The 18950-nt window shown below is 66.7% G+C and carries 22 protein-coding genes, 1 other RNA gene and 1 pseudogene; 14 read left to right on the forward strand and 10 right to left on the reverse strand.

What is annotated here, in order from left to right; genetic code table 11:
• Positions 1 to 198 precede the first annotated feature (198 nt).
• From rnpB to rsmI, 4 genes are all read right to left on the reverse strand, one after another.
• An RNA gene (rnpB, locus tag CDA09_RS18260) (RNase P RNA component class A) lies at positions 199 to 579 on the reverse strand.
• A gap of 24 nt (positions 580 to 603) precedes the next feature.
• Positions 604 to 1011, reverse strand: a complete 408-nt coding sequence (locus CDA09_RS18265) for a hypothetical protein (RefSeq protein ID WP_286164226.1) — start codon at positions 1009 to 1011, stop codon at positions 604 to 606.
• 29 nt (positions 1012 to 1040) lie between these two features.
• Positions 1041 to 2075, reverse strand: coding sequence for a dihydroorotase (gene pyrC / locus CDA09_RS18270; protein WP_121429951.1), 1035 nt, complete (start codon positions 2073 to 2075; stop codon positions 1041 to 1043).
• Between the two features lie 40 nt (positions 2076 to 2115).
• Positions 2116 to 2976, reverse strand: coding sequence for a 16S rRNA (cytidine(1402)-2'-O)-methyltransferase (rsmI, locus tag CDA09_RS18275; RefSeq protein ID WP_121429952.1), 861 nt, complete (start codon positions 2974 to 2976; stop codon positions 2116 to 2118).
• On the opposite strand from rsmI, the gene CDA09_RS18280 reads away from it, so the two are divergent.
• The 3 genes from CDA09_RS18280 (at position 2975) to CDA09_RS18290 (ending at position 4749) form a co-directional block, all read left to right on the forward strand.
• Positions 2975 to 3394 carry a YraN family protein gene (locus CDA09_RS18280; RefSeq protein ID WP_121429953.1) on the forward strand — a complete coding sequence of 140 codons (420 nt, stop codon included), beginning with the start codon at positions 2975 to 2977 and terminating at the stop codon, positions 3392 to 3394. The genes rsmI and CDA09_RS18280 overlap by 2 nt on opposite strands.
• Positions 3395 to 3521: 127 nt before the next feature.
• Complete coding sequence (locus tag CDA09_RS18285; protein ID WP_121429954.1) at positions 3522 to 4115, forward strand: phosphoheptose isomerase; 594 nt, start codon at positions 3522 to 3524, stop codon at positions 4113 to 4115.
• 1 nt (position 4116) lies between these two features.
• On the forward strand, positions 4117 to 4749 hold the full coding sequence (locus CDA09_RS18290) for a BON domain-containing protein (protein WP_121429955.1): 633 nt from the start codon (positions 4117 to 4119) through the stop codon (positions 4747 to 4749).
• A gap of 65 nt (positions 4750 to 4814) precedes the next feature.
• Here the strand turns inward: CDA09_RS18290 and mpl are convergent, their stop codons facing one another.
• A complete protein-coding gene (gene mpl, locus CDA09_RS18295; protein WP_121429956.1) occupies positions 4815 to 6173 on the reverse strand; it encodes a UDP-N-acetylmuramate:L-alanyl-gamma-D-glutamyl-meso-diaminopimelate ligase in 1359 nt (452 codons plus the stop codon).
• A 166-nt stretch (positions 6174 to 6339) separates the two neighbouring features.
• On the opposite strand from mpl, the gene CDA09_RS18300 reads away from it, so the two are divergent.
• From CDA09_RS18300 to CDA09_RS18335, 9 genes and pseudogenes are all read left to right on the forward strand, one after another.
• Positions 6340 to 6882, forward strand: a complete 543-nt coding sequence (locus CDA09_RS18300) for a hypothetical protein (protein ID WP_174718494.1) — start codon at positions 6340 to 6342, stop codon at positions 6880 to 6882.
• Between the two features lie 12 nt (positions 6883 to 6894).
• Positions 6895 to 7449: a TlpA family protein disulfide reductase gene (locus tag CDA09_RS18305; protein ID WP_121429958.1), complete on the forward strand. Its 555-nt coding sequence runs from the start codon at positions 6895 to 6897 to the stop codon at positions 7447 to 7449.
• Positions 7450 to 7507: 58 nt separating this feature from the next.
• A complete protein-coding gene (aroQ, locus tag CDA09_RS18310; protein ID WP_121429959.1) occupies positions 7508 to 7999 on the forward strand; it encodes a type II 3-dehydroquinate dehydratase in 492 nt (163 codons plus the stop codon).
• Positions 8000 to 8051: 52 nt separating this feature from the next.
• Positions 8052 to 8498 (forward strand): acetyl-CoA carboxylase biotin carboxyl carrier protein, encoded by a 447-nt coding sequence (gene accB / locus CDA09_RS18315; protein WP_121429960.1) that lies wholly within the window; start codon positions 8052 to 8054, stop codon positions 8496 to 8498.
• A gap of 9 nt (positions 8499 to 8507) precedes the next feature.
• Positions 8508 to 9869, forward strand: a complete 1362-nt coding sequence (gene accC, locus CDA09_RS18320; protein ID WP_121429961.1) for an acetyl-CoA carboxylase biotin carboxylase subunit — start codon at positions 8508 to 8510, stop codon at positions 9867 to 9869.
• A 19-nt stretch (positions 9870 to 9888) separates the two neighbouring features.
• Entirely contained in the window at positions 9889 to 10797 is a 909-nt protein-coding gene (gene prmA, locus CDA09_RS18325) for a 50S ribosomal protein L11 methyltransferase (RefSeq protein ID WP_121429962.1), read from the forward strand.
• Positions 10797 to 10856, forward strand: a pseudogene (locus CDA09_RS23690) (MJ0042-type zinc finger domain-containing protein); the annotation flags it as partial. The gene prmA and the pseudogene CDA09_RS23690, both read left to right, overlap by 1 nt.
• A 228-nt stretch (positions 10857 to 11084) precedes the next feature.
• On the forward strand, positions 11085 to 11840 hold the full coding sequence (locus CDA09_RS23480) for a DUF3426 domain-containing protein (RefSeq protein WP_174718495.1): 756 nt from the start codon (positions 11085 to 11087) through the stop codon (positions 11838 to 11840).
• 21 nt (positions 11841 to 11861) lie between these two features.
• Positions 11862 to 12254, forward strand: coding sequence for a diacylglycerol kinase (locus CDA09_RS18335; RefSeq protein ID WP_121429964.1), 393 nt, complete (start codon positions 11862 to 11864; stop codon positions 12252 to 12254).
• A gap of 55 nt (positions 12255 to 12309) precedes the next feature.
• Here CDA09_RS18335 and CDA09_RS18340 read toward each other — a convergent pair whose 3' ends face one another.
• From CDA09_RS18340 to CDA09_RS18350, 3 genes are read right to left on the reverse strand one after another with little or no spacing between them, the layout of a single operon-like run.
• On the reverse strand, positions 12310 to 12780 hold the full coding sequence (locus CDA09_RS18340) for an outer membrane lipoprotein (RefSeq protein WP_121430926.1): 471 nt from the start codon (positions 12778 to 12780) through the stop codon (positions 12310 to 12312).
• On the reverse strand, positions 12780 to 13715 hold the full coding sequence (locus CDA09_RS18345; RefSeq protein WP_121429965.1) for a carbohydrate kinase family protein: 936 nt from the start codon (positions 13713 to 13715) through the stop codon (positions 12780 to 12782). The genes CDA09_RS18340 and CDA09_RS18345 overlap by 1 nt, the downstream gene beginning before the upstream one ends.
• 59 nt (positions 13716 to 13774) lie before the next feature.
• Positions 13775 to 14185 (reverse strand): HIT family protein, encoded by a 411-nt coding sequence (locus CDA09_RS18350; RefSeq protein WP_121429966.1) that lies wholly within the window; start codon positions 14183 to 14185, stop codon positions 13775 to 13777.
• Positions 14186 to 14420: 235 nt separating this feature from the next.
• Here CDA09_RS18350 and CDA09_RS18355 point away from each other — a divergent pair, with 235 nt between their 5' ends.
• Together CDA09_RS18355 and CDA09_RS18360 are read left to right on the forward strand one after the other, a co-directional pair.
• Entirely contained in the window at positions 14421 to 15179 is a 759-nt protein-coding gene (locus CDA09_RS18355) for a GNAT family N-acetyltransferase (RefSeq protein WP_121429967.1), read from the forward strand.
• Positions 15080 to 16009, forward strand: a complete 930-nt coding sequence (locus CDA09_RS18360) for a lysophospholipid acyltransferase family protein (RefSeq protein ID WP_121429968.1) — start codon at positions 15080 to 15082, stop codon at positions 16007 to 16009. Before CDA09_RS18355 ends, CDA09_RS18360 begins: the two co-directional genes overlap by 100 nt.
• Before the next feature lie 6 nt (positions 16010 to 16015).
• On the opposite strand, the gene CDA09_RS18365 is transcribed toward CDA09_RS18360, so the two are convergent.
• Together CDA09_RS18365 and CDA09_RS18370 are read right to left on the reverse strand one after the other, a co-directional pair.
• On the reverse strand, positions 16016 to 16813 hold the full coding sequence (locus CDA09_RS18365) for a symmetrical bis(5'-nucleosyl)-tetraphosphatase (RefSeq protein WP_121429969.1): 798 nt from the start codon (positions 16811 to 16813) through the stop codon (positions 16016 to 16018).
• A 146-nt stretch (positions 16814 to 16959) separates the two neighbouring features.
• On the reverse strand, positions 16960 to 18885 hold the full coding sequence (locus tag CDA09_RS18370; protein ID WP_286164227.1) for a polysaccharide biosynthesis protein: 1926 nt from the start codon (positions 18883 to 18885) through the stop codon (positions 16960 to 16962).
• Positions 18886 to 18950: the final 65 nt, after the last annotated feature.

Below are 18950 nucleotides of genomic sequence, written 5' to 3' on the forward strand. Positions count from 1 at the left end.
GTCACGGACTTTTCCGTTGTTACACAATGACTTATGGGCGACTGATGCGTTGCGATAAAGCCTGAAAAATCAAGGCAGATAGCGCAACTTCATGAGAAAAACCGCGAGATTCGCGCGCACTTCGGGCCCGAAGTGGGGAACTGTGGGAAATTGCACATGAAAGTGGAGAAAAACCGCCGAGGCAGCGGCGAAACGGGAAGGGGAAGTTCGCCGATAAGCCGGGTTTTGTCGAACGGCCGCAACTCGCGTCGCGACCGCCGGGCAGTCATTCCTCTGGGGGCCGTGTTGCCACGGCGCTCTAGCAGCCTACCCGGGAGCAGCGCGAGCCACGCCATTGCTCCCCTATTTGGCCTTGCCCCGGATGGGGTTTGCCGTGCCAGTCCTGTTGCCAGTCCTGCGGTGGGCTCTTACCCCACCATTTCACCCTTACCTGTGCCTGAGAACAGGCCATCGGCGGTTTGCTTTCTGTTGCACTTTCCGTCGCCTCACGGCGCCCGGCCGTTAGCCGGCATCCTGCTCTGCGGGGCCCGGACTTTCCTCCACGCACACGAGGTACGCAGCGACTGCCTGGCGAACTTCCCGTCGGGGATTATACGCGAGCGCCTACTTCCCTGCCGGAACAAAGGTGGCGACGCCATCCCTGAAACGGAACGTGCCCAATGCAGTGCCGGGAGCGCCCCCCGCGGCATTGTCCCAATCCTGCACCTGGCATTTTTCGGTGCTGGCGAGATACCAGCGACTGCCCTGATGCAGCGCCCACAGGTGGTCGCCCGCCCCAAACACTTCCATCGGCGTCATTTCGGTGCCGTCCGGGTGGATGGCGACGCGGTTCTGGCAATGTGGCAAGCGCGAGGCGATCACCGCCTGGTTGACGGTGCTCTGCCAGAAGTACGGCTTCTCGCGCACGAGGATCAGCGCGTGCTGACTCCCCTCGATCATGTACGCGGTGGCGCTGTTCTCGCACGCTGCGAGCAGCGGCAGCAGCAGCACCAGCGCGGCAAACGGTTTCATCCTCGCACCCAGCATGCCCCCTCCCCGGATCAGAGCAAACGCCAGCCGACTTTTTCGCCCGCACGCAACGGCACCAACGGATCGCCCGGCAGGTAGTCGTAGCCCGCCGGCACATCCCACGCCTGCTTCGCCAGCGTGATGCGCCCGGCATTGGGCGGCAGCCCGTAGAACGCCGGCCCGTTCAGGCTCGCAAAGGCTTCGAGCTTGTCCAGCGCACCGGCCTGCTCAAAGGCCTCGGCATAGAGTTCGATGCCGGCGTGCGCCGTGTAGCAGCCGGCGCAACCGCAGGCCGCCTCCTTCGTCGAACGCGCATGCGGCGCGGAATCGGTGCCGAGGAAGAACTTCGCGCTGCCGGAGGTCGCGACCTCGATCAGCGCGCGCCGGTGCGTTTCGCGCTTGAGCACCGGCAGGCAATAGTAATGAGGACGGATGCCGCCCGCAAAGATCGCATTGCGGTTGAGCAGCAGGTGGTGGGCGGTGATCGTCGCGCCGACATTGGGACCTGCCGCATTCACGAACTGCGCGGCGTCGGCCGTCGTGATGTGTTCGAACACGACGCGCAGCGCGGGGAAACGCTGCGTCAGCGGCGCGAGGACCTGGTCGATGAAGACCTGCTCGCGGTCGAAGACATCGACATCGCCGTGCGTGACCTCACCGTGCACGCACAGCACCACGCCGAGCTGCTCCATGCGCGCGAGCACCGGCCAGACCTTGTCGATCCCCGTCACGCCTGCGTCCGAGTTGGTCGTGGCACCGGCGGGGTAGAGCTTCACCGCGATCACCGCGCCGCTCGCCTTCGCGCGATCGATCTCGTCCGGCGCCGTGTTGTCCGTGAGATACAGGCTCATCAGCGGCTGGAATGCGACGCCGGCCGGCACTGCCGCGAGGATGCGGTCGCGGTACCCGAGCGCCTGCGCGGTCGTCGTGACCGGGGGGCGCAGGTTGGGCATGATGAGCGCCCGACCGAAACGCTGCGCCGTATGCGGAACGACGGCCGCCAGTGCCGCGCCGTCACGCACGTGAAGGTGCCAGTCGTCGGGGCGAATCAGGGAAAGGGTCTGCATGGTGTTCCTGGATCGGATGTTGGCGCAATTATATGCACGCTCAGCCGCCCTTGAGCTCCAGCGCACGAGCATAGAGCGTGTTGCGCGCCGCGCCGGTGATCTCCGCGGCAAGGCGCGCGGCACTCTTGACCGGCAGTTCCGCCAGCAGCAGCGCCAGCACCCGCTCGGCCTCGGCACCCAGCCCCTCTGCGGCCGGGGCGCCGGCAACGATCAGGACGAACTCGCCGCGGCAACGGTTCGGATCCGCAGCGAGCCAGGCCGGAGCCGCTCCCAGCGGCATGCGGGCGATCTGTTCGTAGATCTTCGTGATCTCGCGCGCGATCACGATGTCGCGCACAGGCTCCAGCACCGCGGCGAGGTCGGCCACGCACTCGGCGATGCGGTGCGGCGATTCGTAGAACACCAGCGGCACCGTCTGCGCACGCAGATCCTCGATCGCGGCGCGACGGGCCGCCTGCTTCGCCGGCAGGAATCCGACGAAACGGAAGCCGTCATCGACGAAGCCGGACGCCGACAGCGCGGCGATGGCTGCACACGGTCCGGGCACCGGCACGACCGGGAATCCCGCCTCGCGCACGCGCGCCACCGCCCGCGCGCCGGGATCCGAGATCGCAGGCGTGCCCGCGTCGCTGATCAGCGCAACCTGCCGGCCCGCCTCCAGCATGCGGATCACCTGCCCGACCGCCGCCTGCTCGTTGTGCTCGTGCAGCGCGAAGAGCTTCGTGCGGATGCCGAGGGCATCGAGCAGGCGCTGGCTGTGCCGCGTGTCCTCGGCGGCGATCGCATCGACCCCCGCCAGCACGGCCTGCGCACGGATGCCGATATCCTGAAGATTCCCGAGCGGCGTCGCCACCACATACAATGACGGGGTACTGGAAAGGGGCGACGGACTGGTGGTCATGGAAGCCGAAGGACGAGGCAAAAGGGAAGGCATTGTCCGGCGCGCGACGCCCGGGACGCAAGGGCGCGGACAGGCGGGCGAGGATCTCGCGGAACGCTTCCTGGTGCGCCGGGGCCTCGTCGTTCTCGGCCGCAACGTGCGCTGCCGCGGCGGCGAGGTCGATCTGGTGTGCCTCGACCGCGGCACGGTGGTGTTCGTCGAGGTCCGCCTGCGCAGCAATCCGCGCTTCGGCGGCGCGGCCGCCAGCATTACCGCGACCAAGCGCCGGCGCATCGTGCTGGCGGCGCGCTGGTGGCTCGCGGGCGCGGGCAGGTGCCACACCGAGCGGCCCTGCCGCTTCGATGCCGTGCTGATGAACGCGCTCGACGAAGGCGCGATCGAATGGCTGCGCGGGGCATTCGACGCCGGCGCGTGGTAAGCATCTGTAAGGAATCCCTCCGCCGACACGTGCGACACGCCACACTCGCGCTGCGTGGCCCCGCGGCGAGGCCGGCATTCGCCTCATGCTAGACTTTGCCCCTAAAAAAATGTAACCAGAGTGCCCCATGGACCTGATTCACCGCATCTCCCGACAATTCGAAGACAGCGCCCGCACCAAGCTCGACTCGCTGGAAGCGCTGGCCGCCCCGATCGCGGGTGCAGTGGAGATCATGACCGCCAGCCTTCTCAACAACAGCAAGATCCTCGCGTGCGGCAACGGCGGCTCGGCGGCCGACGCGCAACATTTCGCCGCCGAACTGGTCAACCGCTTCGAGATGGAGCGGCCGCCGCTGGCCGCAGTGGCGCTGACGACGGATACCTCCACGCTGACCTCGATCGCCAACGATTACGACTACACCCAGGTGTTTTCGAAACAGGTGCGCGCCCTCGGGCAACCCGGCGACGTCCTGCTCGCGATCTCGACCAGCGGCAATTCTCCCAACGTGATCGCTGCGATCGAAGCGGCCCATGAACGGGAAATGCGCGTCATCGCGCTCACCGGCAAGGGTGGCGGCAGGATGGGGGAACTGCTGGGCGACGGCGACATCCACCTGTGCGTCCCCGCGGACCGCACGGCGCGCATCCAGGAAGTACACCTGCTCGTCCTGCACTGCCTGTGCGACGGCATCGATTGTCTGTTACTCGGAGTTGAGGACTAACATGAACAACAAGACTCTTCTGGCCAACCGGCGAACCCTCATCCTCGGCCTGGCCGCCGCGGCGACGCTGCCGCTGCTGCAGGGCTGCCTCCCGCTGGTCGCGGGCGGGGTCGGCGCCGGCGCGGTCATGGCCACCGACCGCCGCACCTCGGGCGCCTACGTCGAAGACGAGGGCATCGAATGGCGCACGTCGAGCGCGCTGCGCGACCGCCTCGGCGACGCCGTGCATATCAACGTGACCGCATTCAACCGCAATGTGCTGCTGACCGGCGAAGCCCCCACCGAGGCGCATCGTGCCGAGGCCGAGCGCGTCGCGGGCGGCATCGCGAATGTCAAGGGCATCGTCAACGAGATCCAGGTGGCCGGCATCTCGTCGCTGACTTCGCGCGGCAACGACTCGCTGCTCACGTCCAAGGTGAAGGCGCGCTTCGTCGACGCGGCACAATTCAGCGCCAATCACGTCAAGGTCGTGACCGAAGCCGGAACGGTCTTCCTGCTCGGCATCGTGACGCGCCGCGAGGCCGACGCCGCGACCGAAATCGCGCGCCGCACCGAGGGCGTACGCAAGGTCGTGAAGGTGTTCGAGTACATCACCGACCAGCAGGCCCGCCAGCTCGAAGGCAAGAAGGACTGAAGCACGCCGGATCGGCGGCGGCCAGGCTGTGGGCAGGCGCGGTTCACGACCGCGCCCTTGTTCCGTCAATCCGCGCTACGCGAGCGCAGCGCGGCCAGCAGCTTTTCGTGCACGCCGCCGAAGCCGCCGTTGCTCATGACCAGCACGTGGTCGCCCGGACGGGCCTCGGCCACGACCGCCGCCACCAGTTCGTCCAGCGTATCGAAAGCCCCTGCCCGCTCGCCCAGCGGCGCGAGTACCTCGCCGGCGTCCCAGCCCAAGCCGTTCGCGTAGCAAAAGACGCGATCGGCCAACGCCAGGCTCGCCGGCAGGCGGCTCTTCATCACCCCGAGCTTCATCGTGTTCGAGCGCGGCTCGAGCACTGCGAGGATGCGCCCCTGCGCTTCCTTCCGCCGCAACCCTTCGACGGTGAGCGCGATGGCGGTCGGATGGTGGGCGAAATCGTCATAGACGGTCACGCCGCCGACACGCCCGCGTACTTCCATGCGCCGCTTGATGCCCTCGAAGCGCGCGAGGCTCGCGATCGCCTGCGCGGGGGTAACGCCGACATGGCGCGCAGCAGCGATCGCAGCGAGCGCGTTGCTGCGGTTGTGGCTGCCCGACATCGGCATCGCCACGCGCCCGAGCTCCTCGCCACGCAGGCGGAACACCGCCTCGCCTTCATCCGCGCCGGGCTCCACCGACCACTGTGCCGCATCGCCGAACCACTCCAGCTCCGACCAGCAGCCGCGCGCCAGCACCCGCTTCAGGCTGTCCTCGCCCGCGTTCGCAAGAATGCGGCCCGAGGCGGGAATCGTGCGCACGAGGTGGTGGAACTGCGTCTCGATCGCCGCGAGATCCGCGAAGATGTCCGCGTGATCGAATTCGAGGTTGTTGAGAATCGCGGTGCGCGGACGGTAATGCACGAATTTCGAGCGCTTGTCGCAGAACGCCGTGTCGTACTCGTCCGCCTCGATTACGAAGAAGGGCGAGTCGGTGAGTCGCGCCGACACGCCGAAGTTGCCCGGCACCCCGCCGACCAGGAAGCCCGGATTGAGCCCCGCGTCCTCGAGCATCCACGCGAGCATCGAAGTCGTCGTCGTCTTGCCATGCGTACCGGCGACGGCAAGCACCCAGCGCCCCTGCAGCACATGCTCGGCGAGCCACTGCGGGCCCGACACGTAGGGCAAACCGCGTTCCAGGATCGCCTCGAGCAGCGGGTTGCCGCGCGAGATCGCGTTGCCGACGACGAACACGTCGGGGGCGAGATCGAGCTGCGCAGCGTCGTAACCTTCGGTCAGGCCGATGCCCTGCGCCTCGAGCTGGGTGCTCATCGGCGGATAGACGTTCGCGTCGCAACCGGTGACGGTATGCCCGGCCGACCGCGCGAGCAGCGCCACGCCGCCCATGAAGGTGCCGCAGATGCCAAGAATGTGGATATGCATCGAAACTCCGGGATTGACGGGCGGCTGCAATGTGCCTGAAACCGGCCCGTGTAGAATGGAGCGCATTCTACCTCGACCGTCAGCCGGACTCGCGACCATGACTTTCCGCGCGCCTCCCTCCCGCTCCGGAACCCTGCGGCGCGAAATCGCCGCCGCAGCGGCCCGCATGATGGCCGAAGACGGCATCAGCGATTTCGGCTTCGCCAAGCGCAAGGCCGCCCGCCAGCTCGGCGCCTCCGACACCGACTCGCTGCCCAACAATGCCGAGATCGAAGCCGAATTGCGGGCGTGGCAGGCGCTCTACCAGGACGAGGAGCAGACGGAACGGCTCCTCGAGATGCGACACGCGGCGGTCGGCGTGATGCGCCTGCTCGACGAATTCCGCCCCTACCTCACCGGCGGCGTGCTGGACGGCACGGCGGGCCGCTATACCGAGGTCGACATCGAACTCTTCCCCGAGAGCGCGAAGGAAGTCGAAATCTTCTTCCTCAACCACGGCATCACTTACGAGCACCGCGAGCCTCGCCGCCCCGCGCCCAACGCCCCCGAAGCGATCCTCAGCTTCGAGTGGGAGCAGGTACCGATCCGCCTGTCGGTGTATCAGGCGCACGCCGAGCGATCCGGCCGACGGCACGCGGACCGGGCGCGGCTGCCCGCCGTCGAGGCCCTGCTGGTGCAGGAGCACGGCGAAATGGAACCGGCACGCTGAGCGGATACCCCCATGAAACCCACCACCCGCAACGCCCTGATCGTCACCGTCGCGGCAATCGCCGCACTGGGCGGTTACCTCGCCCAACGCTCGATCGCCCCCTCCCCCGCCTCGGGCGCACCACAGGTCACCCGCGACGCCGGCGCGCCGATCCTCGCGTTGAACCTGCCGGACAGCAATGGCGCGAACCAGGCTCTCGCGCAGTGGCGCGGCAAGGTGCTGGTGGTCAACTTCTGGGCCACGTGGTGCCCGCCCTGCCTGCACGAGATCCCGGAGTTCTCCGCCGTCAGCCGGCGCTTCGCCGACGCACCGGTGCAATTCGTCGGCATCGGCATCGACCAGCCCGACAACGTGCGCAAATTCGCCGAGGAGAACAAGGTTCCCTACCCGCTGCTGATTGCCCCGCTGCAGACGCTGGCCGTGACGAGCGCGCTCGGAAACAGCACCCAGGCGCTCCCATTCACCGCGATCTTCGACCGGCAGGGAGAACTGGATTTCGTGAAGCTCGGCACCTTGAACGAAGCCGAACTAGAAGGCAAAATTCGCGCACTTCTTGCGTCGCGATAGGGGGCTGCGAAATGTCTCCGCTGGACAAAGTGCCACGATCTGCGGCAAACTTGTCGTCATGACGCGCTCAAAACGCAGCAAGACCACCGAGGCGCCGCCCCCTCCGCAGACCCGGATCCTGGTCCTGCACGGCCCCAACCTGAACCTCCTCGGCACTCGCGAACCGGATGTGTACGGCCGCACCACGCTGGCCGACATCCATTCCGCAATGGATGCGCGCGGCCGCGCCGCGGGCGTCGTGGTCGAATCCTTCCAGAGCAATCACGAGGGGCAGCTCATCGACCGCATCCAGGCCGCGGCCGCCGAAGCCGTCGACTACATCATCATCAACCCCGCGGGTTACAGCCACACCAGCGTCGCGCTGCGCGACGCACTGGCCGCGGTGGCGATTCCCTACGTGGAAGTGCACCTGTCGAACATCCACGCACGGGAACCGTTCCGGCATCACTCCTATTTTTCCGATCGCGCCGTCGGCGTGATTTGCGGACTGGGCGCCTACGGCTACATGGCCGCACTCGAATTCGCCCTCACGCAACTGCGGAAAACCTGAATACCAACACACTCTGGGCACCCTTGAGGTGCCGTCTCGTCCGGAGAACAGCATGGATCTGCGCAAGCTGAAGAAACTGATCGACCTTGTCCAGGAATCGGGCATTTCCGAACTGGAGGTCACCGAGGGCGAAGAAAAGGTGCGCATCGCCAAGCACATCGCCGCGCCGGCTGCCCCCGCCTACCTCGCACCGGCTCCGCTGGCCGCCGTGGCCGCGCCGGCCGCCAATGCCGTCGCGGCGCCCGCCGCCGATGCGCTGCCCGAGGGTAGCGTCGTCAAGTCGCCGATGGTCGGCACCTTCTACCGCGCCACCGCGCCGGGCGCGAAGCCGCTCGCCGACATCGGCCAGAGCGTCGCCGTCGGCGACCGCCTGTGCATCATCGAGGCAATGAAGCTGATGAACGAGATCGAGTCGGAGTTCGCCGGCACGGTCAAGGCGATCCTGGTCGAGAATGGTCAACCGGTCGAATACGGCCAGCCGCTGTTCGTCATCGGCTAATCGCACGCCATGTTCGAAAAGATCCTGATCGCAAACCGCGGCGAAATAGCCCTTCGGGTCTTGCGCGCCTGCCGCGAACTCGGCATCCGCACCGTCGCCGTGCACTCGGTCGCCGACACCGAAGCCAAGTACGTGAAGCTCGCCGACGAGTCGGTGTGCATCGGTCCGGCCGCCTCGGCACTGAGCTACCTCAACGTTCCCGCCATCATCTCGGCAGCGGAAGTCACCGATGCCGAGGCAATCCATCCCGGCTACGGTTTCCTCTCCGAAAACGCCGATTTCGCGGAGCGCGTCGAGCAGTCGGGGTTCGCGTTCATCGGCCCGCGCGCCGAGACGATCCGCCTGATGGGCGACAAGGTCAGCGCGAAGGACACGATGAAGGCAGCGGGAGTGCCCTGCGTGCCCGGCTCCGACGGCGCGCTGCCCGAGGAACCGAAGGAAATCGTCAAGATCGCACGCAACATCGGCTATCCGGTGATCATCAAGGCAGCGGGCGGCGGCGGCGGCCGCGGCATGCGCGTGGTGCACACCGAGGCGGCGCTGCTCAACGCCGTGCAGACGACGCGCGCCGAAGCGCAGGCGGCATTCGGCAACCCGGTCGTCTACCTGGAGAAATTCCTCGAGAACCCGCGCCACGTGGAAATCCAGGTGCTGGCCGACGAGCACGGCAACGCCGTGTATCTGGGCGAGCGCGACTGCTCGATGCAGCGCCGCCACCAGAAAGTCATCGAGGAAGCCCCCGCGCCCGGCATCGAACGCAAGGCCATTGCCAAGGTCGGCGAGCGCTGCGCCGAAGCCTGCCGCAAGATCGGCTACCGTGGCGCGGGCACCTTCGAGTTCCTGTACGAGAACGGCGAGTTCTACTTCATCGAGATGAACACGCGCGTACAGGTCGAGCACCCGGTCACCGAGCTCATCACCGGCATCGACATCGTGCAGGCCCAGATCCGCATCGCGGCCAACGAAAAGCTTTGGTTCGGCCAGAAGGACATCGTCTTCCGCGGCCACGCGGTCGAATGCCGCATCAACGCCGAGGACCCGTTCAGGTTCACCCCCTGCCCCGGCAAGATCAGCAACTGGCACACGCCGGGCGGCCCCGGCATCCGCGTCGATTCGCACGTCTACAACGGCTACACGATCCCGCCGCACTACGACTCCATGATCGGCAAGCTGATCGCCTTCGGCGACACGCGCGAACAGGCGATCCGCCGCATGCGCATCGCGCTCTCGGAGATGGTCGTCGAGGGGATCAAGACCAATGTCCCGCTGCACCAGGAACTGATGCTCGACGCACGCTTCATGGAAGGCGGCACCAGCATCCACTACCTGGAGAACAAACTGGCCGACCGCAGCGAAGTCAAGAAGAGCTGACGCGCAGGAATTGCCGAACATGTGGATCTCCGTGACCCTGCAGGCTGAAGCGAACAAGGCCGAAGCGCTGTCCGAAGCCCTGATGGCGACCGGCGCGCTGTCGATCAGCATCGAGGATGCCGACGCCGGCACCGATGCCGAAAAGCCGCAGTTCGGCGAACCCGGCCACCATCCCGTCGGCCTGTGGGATCACAGCCGCGTGATCGCGCTGTTCGACGCCGATGCCGATCTCGCCGTCGCGCTCGCGCGTGCCGCGGCCGACGCCGGCTTCGACGCGGTGCCGCCCTTCACGCTCGAAGAGGTCGCGGAGCAGAACTGGGTGCAGCTCACCCAGAGCCAGTTCGACCCGATCCGCATTACCGATCGGATGTGGATCGTGCCTTCCTGGCACACCGCGCCGGACCCCTCGGCGATCAACATCGAACTCGATCCCGGCATGGCTTTCGGCACCGGTTCGCACCCCACCACGCGCCTCTGCCTCGAATGGCTGTGCACCACGGTCACGCCGGGCGCCACCGTGCTCGACTACGGCTGCGGCTCGGGCATCCTGGGCATTGCCGCCGCACGGCTGGACGCCGCCGACGTGCTCGGCATCGACATCGACGACAAGGCGCTCGAGGCCGCCCGCGACAATGCCGAACGCAACGGCGTGACGCTGCGCCTGCAGCATTCGCGCAAGGCGCTCGATACACAATTCGACGTCGTCGTCGCGAACATCCTCACCAACCCGTTGTGCGTGCTCGCACCCCTGCTGGCCGCGCGCGTCGCACCGGGCGGTCGGATCGCGCTGTCCGGCGTGCTCGAAGCCCAGACCGACCAGGTCATCGCGGCCTACGCGCCCTTCATCGCGCTGCACGTCGGCGCGACACACGAGGGCTGGGCGCGACTGGAAGGCAGCCGGCCCGCCTCCGGGGCCGGCGGCGACTGATGCTTGCCCGCTGCCCGGCCTGCCACACGGTATTCCGGGTACGGCCCGAGCAGTTGCGCGCACACCGTGGCCAGGTGCGCTGTGGCAGCTGCCTGCTTCCGTTCAACGCACTGGACCACCTGATCGAGGAGCCCCCCCCCCTCCCGCAGCACCGGAGGCGCCCGAACTCCCCCCGGACCGCTCCGACCGCTTCTTCGTGCTCGAAGACAAGGCCGCGGGCGCCCTGTCGGACCAGCTTCATTTCGAGCTGCCCGATACGCTCTTGCCGCAACGCGTGCCGGTGCGCGATGCGCCCGAACCGCGGCAGGAACCCGAGGAACGGACACCCCCGCCGCCGATGCCCCCCCCTCGCCGCGCAAGAGGATGAAGGCCGCGGAGCTGCCACACCCGCCGCAGCCCCGCAGCAACCCGAGCCGGCGCCCGAGACGCTGCTGCCGGATCTCGCGTCGCCGGACCGGACGGACACTGGCATTCCGCCGCCATCGGAGGGCAACGGGGAGGCTCCCCTCCCTGCGCCGGCGGATATCGATGACGAATTCGCCGCCTACGCCCCCCCGACACCGCGCCCGGCCCATCGCGGCCTGTTCGGTCTTGGCATCGGCCTTCTGAGCGGCGTCCTGGCTGCCCAGTCGATTTTCCTTTTCCGTGCGGACATCGCACGCGAATGGCCGCTGCTGCGCCCCCCGCTGCTCAAGGTCTGCGCGGTGCTGAACTGCACGATCGAGCTCCCGCGCATCGCCAGTCTGATCAGCGTCGAATCCTCCGACCTGCAGTCGGAACCCGGCAAGGCCGGCCGCTTCATCCTGAACGCGATGATCCGCAACCGGGCCCCCCATCCGCTCGCCTATCCGCACCTGGAACTAACCCTGACGGACGCCCGCGACCGCCCGTTGGTGAGGCGCGTGCTGGCACCGCATGACTGGTTCCCGGGCGCAGATCTGGAACAGGGATTCGCCGCCGGCCGCGACATTGCAGTCACACTTCCCTTTGCGGCGGACGGTCTCGGCGCAACCGGATACCGGATTTACGCCTTCTACCCCTGATCTTCATACGACACCAGGCCAATGGAACACCCGACGCACGAACACAACGAGAGCCCCTTCAAGGGCAAGACCGGGCTGGCCCGCCTGGTGAATGCGCTGCGCTACTCGATCGATGGACTGCGTGCCGCCTACCACCACGAGGACGCGTTCCGGCAGGAATGCCTCCTCGCCGCCGTGCTGATCCCCGTGGCCTTCTTCGTGCCGACCGCCGCCTTCGGCAAGGCGATGCTGATCGGCAGCGTCCTGCTCGTGATGATCGTCGAACTGATCAACTCCGCCATCGAAGCCACCGTCGACCGCGTGTCGCTGGAGCGGCACCTGCTCGCGAAGCGCGCCAAGGATATCGGCAGCGCGGCCGTGCTCCTGGCGCTGATCAACCTCGCCGTCGTATGGGGGCTCGTCCTCCTCGCCTGAACGCGGATGACGCAAAACCCCGGGACCGGCCACCGGCTTCCGGGGTCGCTGAACTTCAGCGGGCCACGCGCATCGTGCCGCCGTCGCGCAGCACGCGGACCGACTCGCCGGGCCGGAAGCCTTCGCCCTTGTCGTCCTGGACGATCGCCATCAGCTTGTCGTTATCGAGCCGCACGGTCACTTCGACGCCCTGCGAACGGGTCGCACCTTCCTCCACCGCCGCCCCGGCAAGTCCGCCAGCGACCGCACCGATCACGGTCGCAATCGCCGAGCCACGCCCCTGCCCCACGCTACTCCCGGCGATCCCGCCGACCGCTGCCCCGGCCAGCGGGCCGACCGGCGTCTTGGTCCCTTCGAGCTTCACCGGGCGCACCGACTCGACGGTCCCGTACTGCACCGTCATCGCGCGACGCGCCTCGCCGCGCGAATAGGTCTCTCCGCCGAGGCCGGTGGCACAGCCGCCCAACCCGAGTCCCAGCACCGCTGCAACAAACGCCGACACCACCGCACGCTGCTTTCCGTTCATCACCACAATGCCTCTCCAAATGCCTTCGCATACCGTGCGCCGATCTCGGCGCGATCCGGCGCGTGATTCTGCCCGCCGCGGCTGGCAATCTTGATCGAGCCGAGCAAGGAAGCCAGGCGCCCGGTCGTCAGCCAATCATACCCCTCGGCGATGCCATGCAGCAGACCCGCCCGGTACGCGTCGCCACATCCGGTGGGGTCGACCACCGCGTCCGCGGCAACGCACGGAATCTCGACGCACTCGCCCCCCGCATAGATGCGCGAACCTTCCGGCCCGAGCGTCACGATCAGCGCCTCGACGCTGCCCGCCAGCTGCTCCAGCGAACGCCCCGTGCGCTCGCACAGCATGCGAGCTTCGTAATCGTTGACCGTGCAATAGGTCGCCAGGTTCAGGCAGTGGAGCAGTTCCTCACCCGAGAACAAGGGCATCCCCTGCCCCGGATCGAACACGAACGGGACGCCCGCCGCGGCGAACTGCGTGGCGTGGTTCAGCATGCCGTCGCGGCCATCCGGCGACACGATGCCCAGCTTCACGCCGGCCGCATCCTGCACGCGATTGAGGTGCGACTGGTTCATCGCCCCGGGGTGGAAGGCGGTGATCTGGTTGTCGTCCAGATCGGTCGTGATGAAGGCCTGCGCGGTGAAGCTTTCCGGCACGTGCCGAACGTGATCCTGGCGCAGGCCCAGCTTTTCGAGGCGCCGTCGGTAGGGCTCGGCGTCGTCCCCGACGGTCGCCATGATCAGCGGATCCGCGCCCAGCAGCTTGAGGTTGTACGCGATGTTTCCAGCGCAACCGCCGAACTCGCGCCGCATGTCGGGCACGAGGAAGGACACGTTCAGGATGTGGATCTGCTCGGGGAGAATGTGGCGCTTGAAGCGATCATGGAACACCATGATCGTGTCGTAGGCCATGGAGCCGCAGACGAGGATGGACATGAGGAGCCTTCATTTCGGACAAAACAGGCCGTGATTATAGGGGCTTGCGCCGCTCCACCTCATAGTGCCGCGCGCAGCTTCTCCGCCATCGCCTCCAGCGCCTCGCGCGACGGATTCTTCGCCGGCCACGCCAGCGCCATGCCGTCGTTCTTCCAGCGCGGCAGCACGTGGATGTGGAAATGGAACACGGTCTGCGCGCCGGCCTCCTCGTTGGCCTGGAAGAGGGTCACGCCTTCGCAGCCGAACGCGGCCTTCACCGCGCGCGCCATGCGGGCAGCCGTCCGGAAGACGGCGCCGGCCAGCTCGTCTTCGAGCTCGTAGATGTTTGCGCGGTGCGGCTTCACGACCACCAGCATGTGGCCCGGATTCACCGACTGCAGATCCATGAACACCAGCGTCGACTCGTCCTCGAACACTTTCGACGCCGGCAGCTCGCCTTTCACGATGCGGCAGAACACGCAGTTTTCCATCGACTCTCCAGACAGTCCGTTTGTCATTACCAACCCGGCAATCGAACACCGAGCTAAGCCTGTCGAAGCCCTGCCAAGATTCCGCCCTTCGACAGGCACAGGGCGAACAGGCGCCGCGGGGGCGCTCCACTTCACTGCTTCGCTAACAACGTCACCGCATCGTAACGCCCTCGTCATGTCGTCGCAACGCAGCATTTCGACAATGCGTGCCATATCCCGAACGAGGAATTGCCGCATGCTCCAGAAACAACCGCAAATCGCCGAACGCCGCGGACGCAGCCTGCACGTGGGGCTGGCCGCCTGCGAGACCGAAATCCTCGAAGCGCAGAAGCTGCGCTATCGCGTCTTCGCCGACGAGATGGGCGCACGCCTGCCGACCCGCACGCCGGGCGTCGACCGCGACATCTACGACCCCTACTGCGAGCACCTGATCGTACGCGACGAAGCCGCCGGGCGCATCGTCGGCACCTACCGCATCCTCTCGCCCGCCGCCGCACGCAAGGTTGGCGGCTATTACTCCGAGAACGAATTCGACCTCACGCGCCTGCATCACCTGCGCGGCCGCATCGTCGAAATCGGCCGCTCCTGCATCGACGCCGACTACCGCAGCGGCGCGGTGATCGCCCTGCTGTGGGGCGGCCTCGCCCGCTACATGCAGGAAAACGGCTACGACTACCTGATCGGCTGCGCCTCGATCAGCATGGCCGACGGCGGACATACGGCCGCGAGCCTGTACAATCGCCTCAAGGACGAGCACTCCTCACCGCTCGAATACCGCGTGTTCCCGCGCTGCCCGCTGCCGCTGGAGCGTCTGCGCACCGATTTGCCGGGTGACGCCCCGCCGCTGATCAAGGGCTACCTGCGCGCCGGCGCGTGGATCTGCGGCGAACCCGCATGGGATCCGGACTTCAACACCGCCGACCTGCCCATCCTGATGCCGATGACCAAGGTGGACGGCCGTTACGCCAAACACTTCATGGGACGCAAAGACTGAAACCCTCCGCCCCGATTACCGACGCCCGGCCGACCGCCGGGCGCATCGTCCGCTTCTGGCGCTACCTGCGGCTCGCCCTGCACATCGCCCTGGGCCTGCTGACGGCCCTTGCGATCTACCCGCTCACGCCGCAGACGACCCACCGCCGCCTGCACCGGCATTGGTCGCAAGGACTGCTCGCCCTCCTCGGCATCGACCTGCAGATGACCGGGGCACCGGTCGAGCCCGGCTGCCTGCTGGTCGCGAATCACATCTCGTGGGTCGACATCTTCGTCATCAACACGATCGCCCCGTCCGCCTTCATCTCCAAGGCCGAAGTACGCACCTGGCCGTTCATCGGCTGGCTCGCGGCGAAGAACGAGACCGTATTCCTGCGGCGCGGCAGCCGCGGCCACGCGAAGATCATCAACGCCGAGATCGGCGCGCTGCTCGACGCGGGCCGCAACGTCGCGCTGTTCCCCGAAGGGACGACCACCGACGGCAGCCACGTCCTGCACTTCCACGCGGCACTGCTGCAACCGGCGATCGAATCGGGCCACGCGATCCAGCCGATGGCGATTTCCTACTCGGACGCGAACGGCCTGCGCACCCGCGCGCCGGCCTACGACGGAGACGTCAGCCTCGGCCAGTGCATCGCAAGCATCATCGCCGAACCTCGCATCGTGGCGCACATCAGCACTGCACCGCCGCTCGGCACGGACGGCATGCACCGCCGTGATCTCGCCGCCACGGCGCGCGCCGCGATCCTCGAGCGTCTCCCGCATGTGGGGGCCATTCAAACTGCGCTGGACGAACGCGACGACGCCAATACATCGAGACGAACCGCCTGATTCGGACTAAGCCTGCACCTGAAAAACGGCTCCGTCCTCCAGCCGCACCGCCGTCAGCTTCCCGCCCCACACACAGCCCGAATCGAGCGCGATGAGCCCCGGCACCCGATAGAAGCCCAGCGCCGACCAGTGGCCGCACACGATCGTGTGCGGCAGGCTCAAGCGCCCCGGCGTCGCAAACCACGGCATCGTGCCGGCCGGCGCACGCATCGGCGAACCCTTCGCCTCCAGCGCCATCCGCCCGTCCGCGGCGCAAAAACGCATGCGGGTCAGCGCATTGACGACGACCCGGTAGCGCTCCAGCCCGGACAAGTCCTCGGACCACGTGTCGGGCTCGTTCCCGCCGAGATGCTTCAGCAAGTCCTGCGCATCCGGGCCGACCAGCGCAGCGCACACTTCCGCCGCCAACTCGGCCGCCCGCGCAACCGTCCACTGGGGCAACAGTCCCGCATGCACCATCGCGAACGCCCCGTCGACATGCATCAGCGGCCGGCTCGCGACCCACGCCAGCAACTCGTCACGGTCCGGCGCCTCGATGACCTGGAACAAGGTGTCGTCGTCATCCAGCCGTCTGTGCCCCGCAGCGACCATCAACAGGTACAGATCGTGATTCCCCAGCACGACCGTCGCCGCCTCACCGAGACTGCGCAAGAAGCGCAAGGTCTGCACCGATTCCGGTCCGCGGTTGACCATGTCACCGACCACCCACAGCCGATCGACGGCCGGGTCAAACCCAATCCGCTCCAGCAGACGCTGAAGAACCGAATAACACCCCTGGATGTCACCTACCGCGTAAATCGCCATCGGGAATCGGCGCGTTTCCCGGCATCGTGGTCAGGACACGCCATCAGGCTAAACAAGATGGAAACATTCTATCCCGTGGGAGCGGCTTCAGCCGCAAGTTCGGCGTCGTACGAAACAACGCCGTCAGGAGGAGTGCGACGTATCGTTTACGCCCGGTCGCCCGCGCGCGCTGCCTTGCCCCCACCCGACTCGATCACGCGCAACGCCGGCCGTTCGCTCATCGGGACATATTCCGGCACCCAGCGCAGGAGCCCTCGGCGCACTTCATCGTCGCTCACGGGCCCCGACTGTGCGAGCCAAGTATCGAGCTCTGCCAGGAAGCCTGCCGAAACCGGTCTAGAGCGCGCGATGCGCAACTTCCGATGGGGCGTTTCCCGTGTCGATTCCGAGTCGGCAAGCAATTCCTCGTAAAGCTTCTCGCCGGGTCGCAAGCCGGTGAACTCGATACGGATATCTTCTTCCGTGTAACCAGACAACCGAATCATGTTGCGTGCGAGATCGACTATCTTCACCGGCTCCCCCATGTCGAGCACGAACACCTCGCCGCCCTGCCCCATCGCCGCCGCCTGCAGCACGAGTTGCGCGGCCTCGGGGATCGACATGAAGTAGCGGTTGATATCCGGATGCGTCACGGTCACGGGGCCACCGCGGGCGATCTGCTCCGCGAACTTCGGAATGACGCTGCCGGTGCTGCCGAGCACATTGCCGAAGCGGACCATCTCCATCTGCGTGGCGCCTTCGCCCGAGCTGTGCAGCGCCTCGCAGACCATCTCCGCCAAACGTTTCGTGGCGCCCATCACATTGGTGGGGTTTACCGCCTTATCGGTCGAAATCAGCACGAAGCGCTCGGCCCCCTGGCGCTGCGCCTGCGCCGCCACGTTCAGCGTGCCATACACGTTGTTGCGCACGGCCTGCCAGGCGTTGCCGACTTCCATCAACGGGACGTGCTTGTATGCCGCCGCATGGAACACCAACTGTGGTTTCCATGCGGCGAAAATCTCCACCATCCGCCCAGCATCCTTCACGTCGCCGGCAAGCGGCACAACCCGGGTTTCGGGGCGATGCACCTGGAACCATTGCTCGATGTTGTACAGCGCGAATTCGCTGGATTCGATCAGCACCAGACGCGCGGGGGCAAAGCGCGCGAGCTGACGACAGAGTTCGCTGCCGATCGAGCCGCCGGCGCCCGTGATCAGGACGGTCTTGCCGATGATCATGCGCTGCACATGCCCCGTATCGATCTTCACCGGTTCGCGGCCGAGCAGATCCTCGATGTCGACCGGCCGCATCGCATTGATCGCGACTTTCCCGCTCATCAGGTCCTCGAGACCGGGGACCTTGAAGACATGCGCACCGGCCCCCACGGCGACGTCGGTGGCACGCTTGAGCGTATCGCTGGCCGCCGACGGCATCGCCAGGATGACGTGCTTCGCCTTGTAGTCCCTCAGTACTTGCGGGAGCGAACCCACACCGCCCGCAACCGGATGGCCGAAAAGTTCGAGGCCCCATTTTGCGGAGTCGTCGTCCACCAGCGCCACCACCCGCCAATCGGCACTGCGCTGCAGTTCGCGAATCAGCATTGCCCCACCGGACCCCGCGCCCACCACCACGACGGGCTTGCCCGCTGCGACCAGCCCGCCGTACAAGCGATATTCGCGCCACATTCGCCACGCCGCACGTCCCCCGCCCATAACGATAAGCAGCAGCACCGGATAGAGCACCAGCATGGAGCGCGGGGTCGCCGGACCGGGGCCCCGATCCACCGCGAGCATCGCCACCAACCCGAGGAAGGAGAACCCCACCGCCTTCAGCACCCGTTTCAGGTCGGGAAGGCTGGCGAATATCCACATGCCGCGATAAAGACCCGCCCACCGACAGGCGAATCCATGCACGACAAGCAGCCAAACCAGACCGACCGCAATCTTTTCGACGTAATCCGATGGCCACTCGAAGTTGAAGCGGATCAGGAACCCGCCGATCCATGCAACCGCGACGGCACTCAAATCGAAAAGAACGACCAGCGATGAGCGAAGCGATTTACGCATGACGGGTTGCGCGCCTTGACAGCGCATTCTCAAACATCTGATTTTGTTCGTTCAGCATCGTCTCTCAGGCCCCATACCGCGGAAGCCGACAT

This window comes from Azoarcus sp. DN11, from assembly GCF_003628555.1.
Classification (GTDB): domain Bacteria; phylum Pseudomonadota; class Gammaproteobacteria; order Burkholderiales; family Rhodocyclaceae; genus Aromatoleum.

What these genes read in the sequence shown, in the direction of transcription:
- CDA09_RS18365 (WP_121429969.1), bottom strand. Translation starts at nt 16,813, where the DNA reads ATGGCGATTTACGCGGTAGGTGACATCCAGGGGTGTTATTCGGTTCTT.
- CDA09_RS18350 (WP_121429966.1), bottom strand. Translation starts at nt 14,185, where the DNA reads ATGGAAAACTGCGTGTTCTGCCGCATCGTGAAAGGCGAGCTGCCGGCG.
- CDA09_RS23480 (WP_174718495.1), top strand. Translation starts at nt 11,085, where the DNA reads ATGCGCCCGAACCGCGGCAGGAACCCGAGGAACGGACACCCCCGCCGC.
- accC (WP_121429961.1), top strand. Translation starts at nt 8,508, where the DNA reads ATGTTCGAAAAGATCCTGATCGCAAACCGCGGCGAAATAGCCCTTCGG.
- CDA09_RS18285 (WP_121429954.1), top strand. Translation starts at nt 3,522, where the DNA reads ATGGACCTGATTCACCGCATCTCCCGACAATTCGAAGACAGCGCCCGC.
- pyrC (WP_121429951.1), bottom strand. Translation starts at nt 2,075, where the DNA reads ATGCAGACCCTTTCCCTGATTCGCCCCGACGACTGGCACCTTCACGTG.
- mpl (WP_121429956.1), bottom strand. Translation starts at nt 6,173, where the DNA reads ATGCATATCCACATTCTTGGCATCTGCGGCACCTTCATGGGCGGCGTG.
- aroQ (WP_121429959.1), top strand. Translation starts at nt 7,508, where the DNA reads ATGACGCGCTCAAAACGCAGCAAGACCACCGAGGCGCCGCCCCCTCCG.
- CDA09_RS18360 (WP_121429968.1), top strand. Translation starts at nt 15,080, where the DNA reads ATGGGATCCGGACTTCAACACCGCCGACCTGCCCATCCTGATGCCGAT.
- accB (WP_121429960.1), top strand. Translation starts at nt 8,052, where the DNA reads ATGGATCTGCGCAAGCTGAAGAAACTGATCGACCTTGTCCAGGAATCG.
- CDA09_RS18345 (WP_121429965.1), bottom strand. Translation starts at nt 13,715, where the DNA reads ATGTCCATCCTCGTCTGCGGCTCCATGGCCTACGACACGATCATGGTG.
- CDA09_RS18335 (WP_121429964.1), top strand. Translation starts at nt 11,862, where the DNA reads ATGGAACACCCGACGCACGAACACAACGAGAGCCCCTTCAAGGGCAAG.
- rsmI (WP_121429952.1), bottom strand. Translation starts at nt 2,976, where the DNA reads ATGACCACCAGTCCGTCGCCCCTTTCCAGTACCCCGTCATTGTATGTG.
- CDA09_RS18355 (WP_121429967.1), top strand. Translation starts at nt 14,421, where the DNA reads ATGCTCCAGAAACAACCGCAAATCGCCGAACGCCGCGGACGCAGCCTG.
- CDA09_RS18370 (WP_286164227.1), bottom strand. Translation starts at nt 18,885, where the DNA reads ATGCGCTGTCAAGGCGCGCAACCCGTCATGCGTAAATCGCTTCGCTCA.
- prmA (WP_121429962.1), top strand. Translation starts at nt 9,889, where the DNA reads ATGTGGATCTCCGTGACCCTGCAGGCTGAAGCGAACAAGGCCGAAGCG.
- CDA09_RS18265 (WP_286164226.1), bottom strand. Translation starts at nt 1,011, where the DNA reads ATGAAACCGTTTGCCGCGCTGGTGCTGCTGCTGCCGCTGCTCGCAGCG.
- CDA09_RS18300 (WP_174718494.1), top strand. Translation starts at nt 6,340, where the DNA reads ATGATGGCCGAAGACGGCATCAGCGATTTCGGCTTCGCCAAGCGCAAG.
- CDA09_RS18290 (WP_121429955.1), top strand. Translation starts at nt 4,117, where the DNA reads ATGAACAACAAGACTCTTCTGGCCAACCGGCGAACCCTCATCCTCGGC.
- CDA09_RS18280 (WP_121429953.1), top strand. Translation starts at nt 2,975, where the DNA reads ATGGAAGCCGAAGGACGAGGCAAAAGGGAAGGCATTGTCCGGCGCGCG.
- CDA09_RS18340 (WP_121430926.1), bottom strand. Translation starts at nt 12,780, where the DNA reads ATGAACGGAAAGCAGCGTGCGGTGGTGTCGGCGTTTGTTGCAGCGGTG.
- CDA09_RS18305 (WP_121429958.1), top strand. Translation starts at nt 6,895, where the DNA reads ATGAAACCCACCACCCGCAACGCCCTGATCGTCACCGTCGCGGCAATC.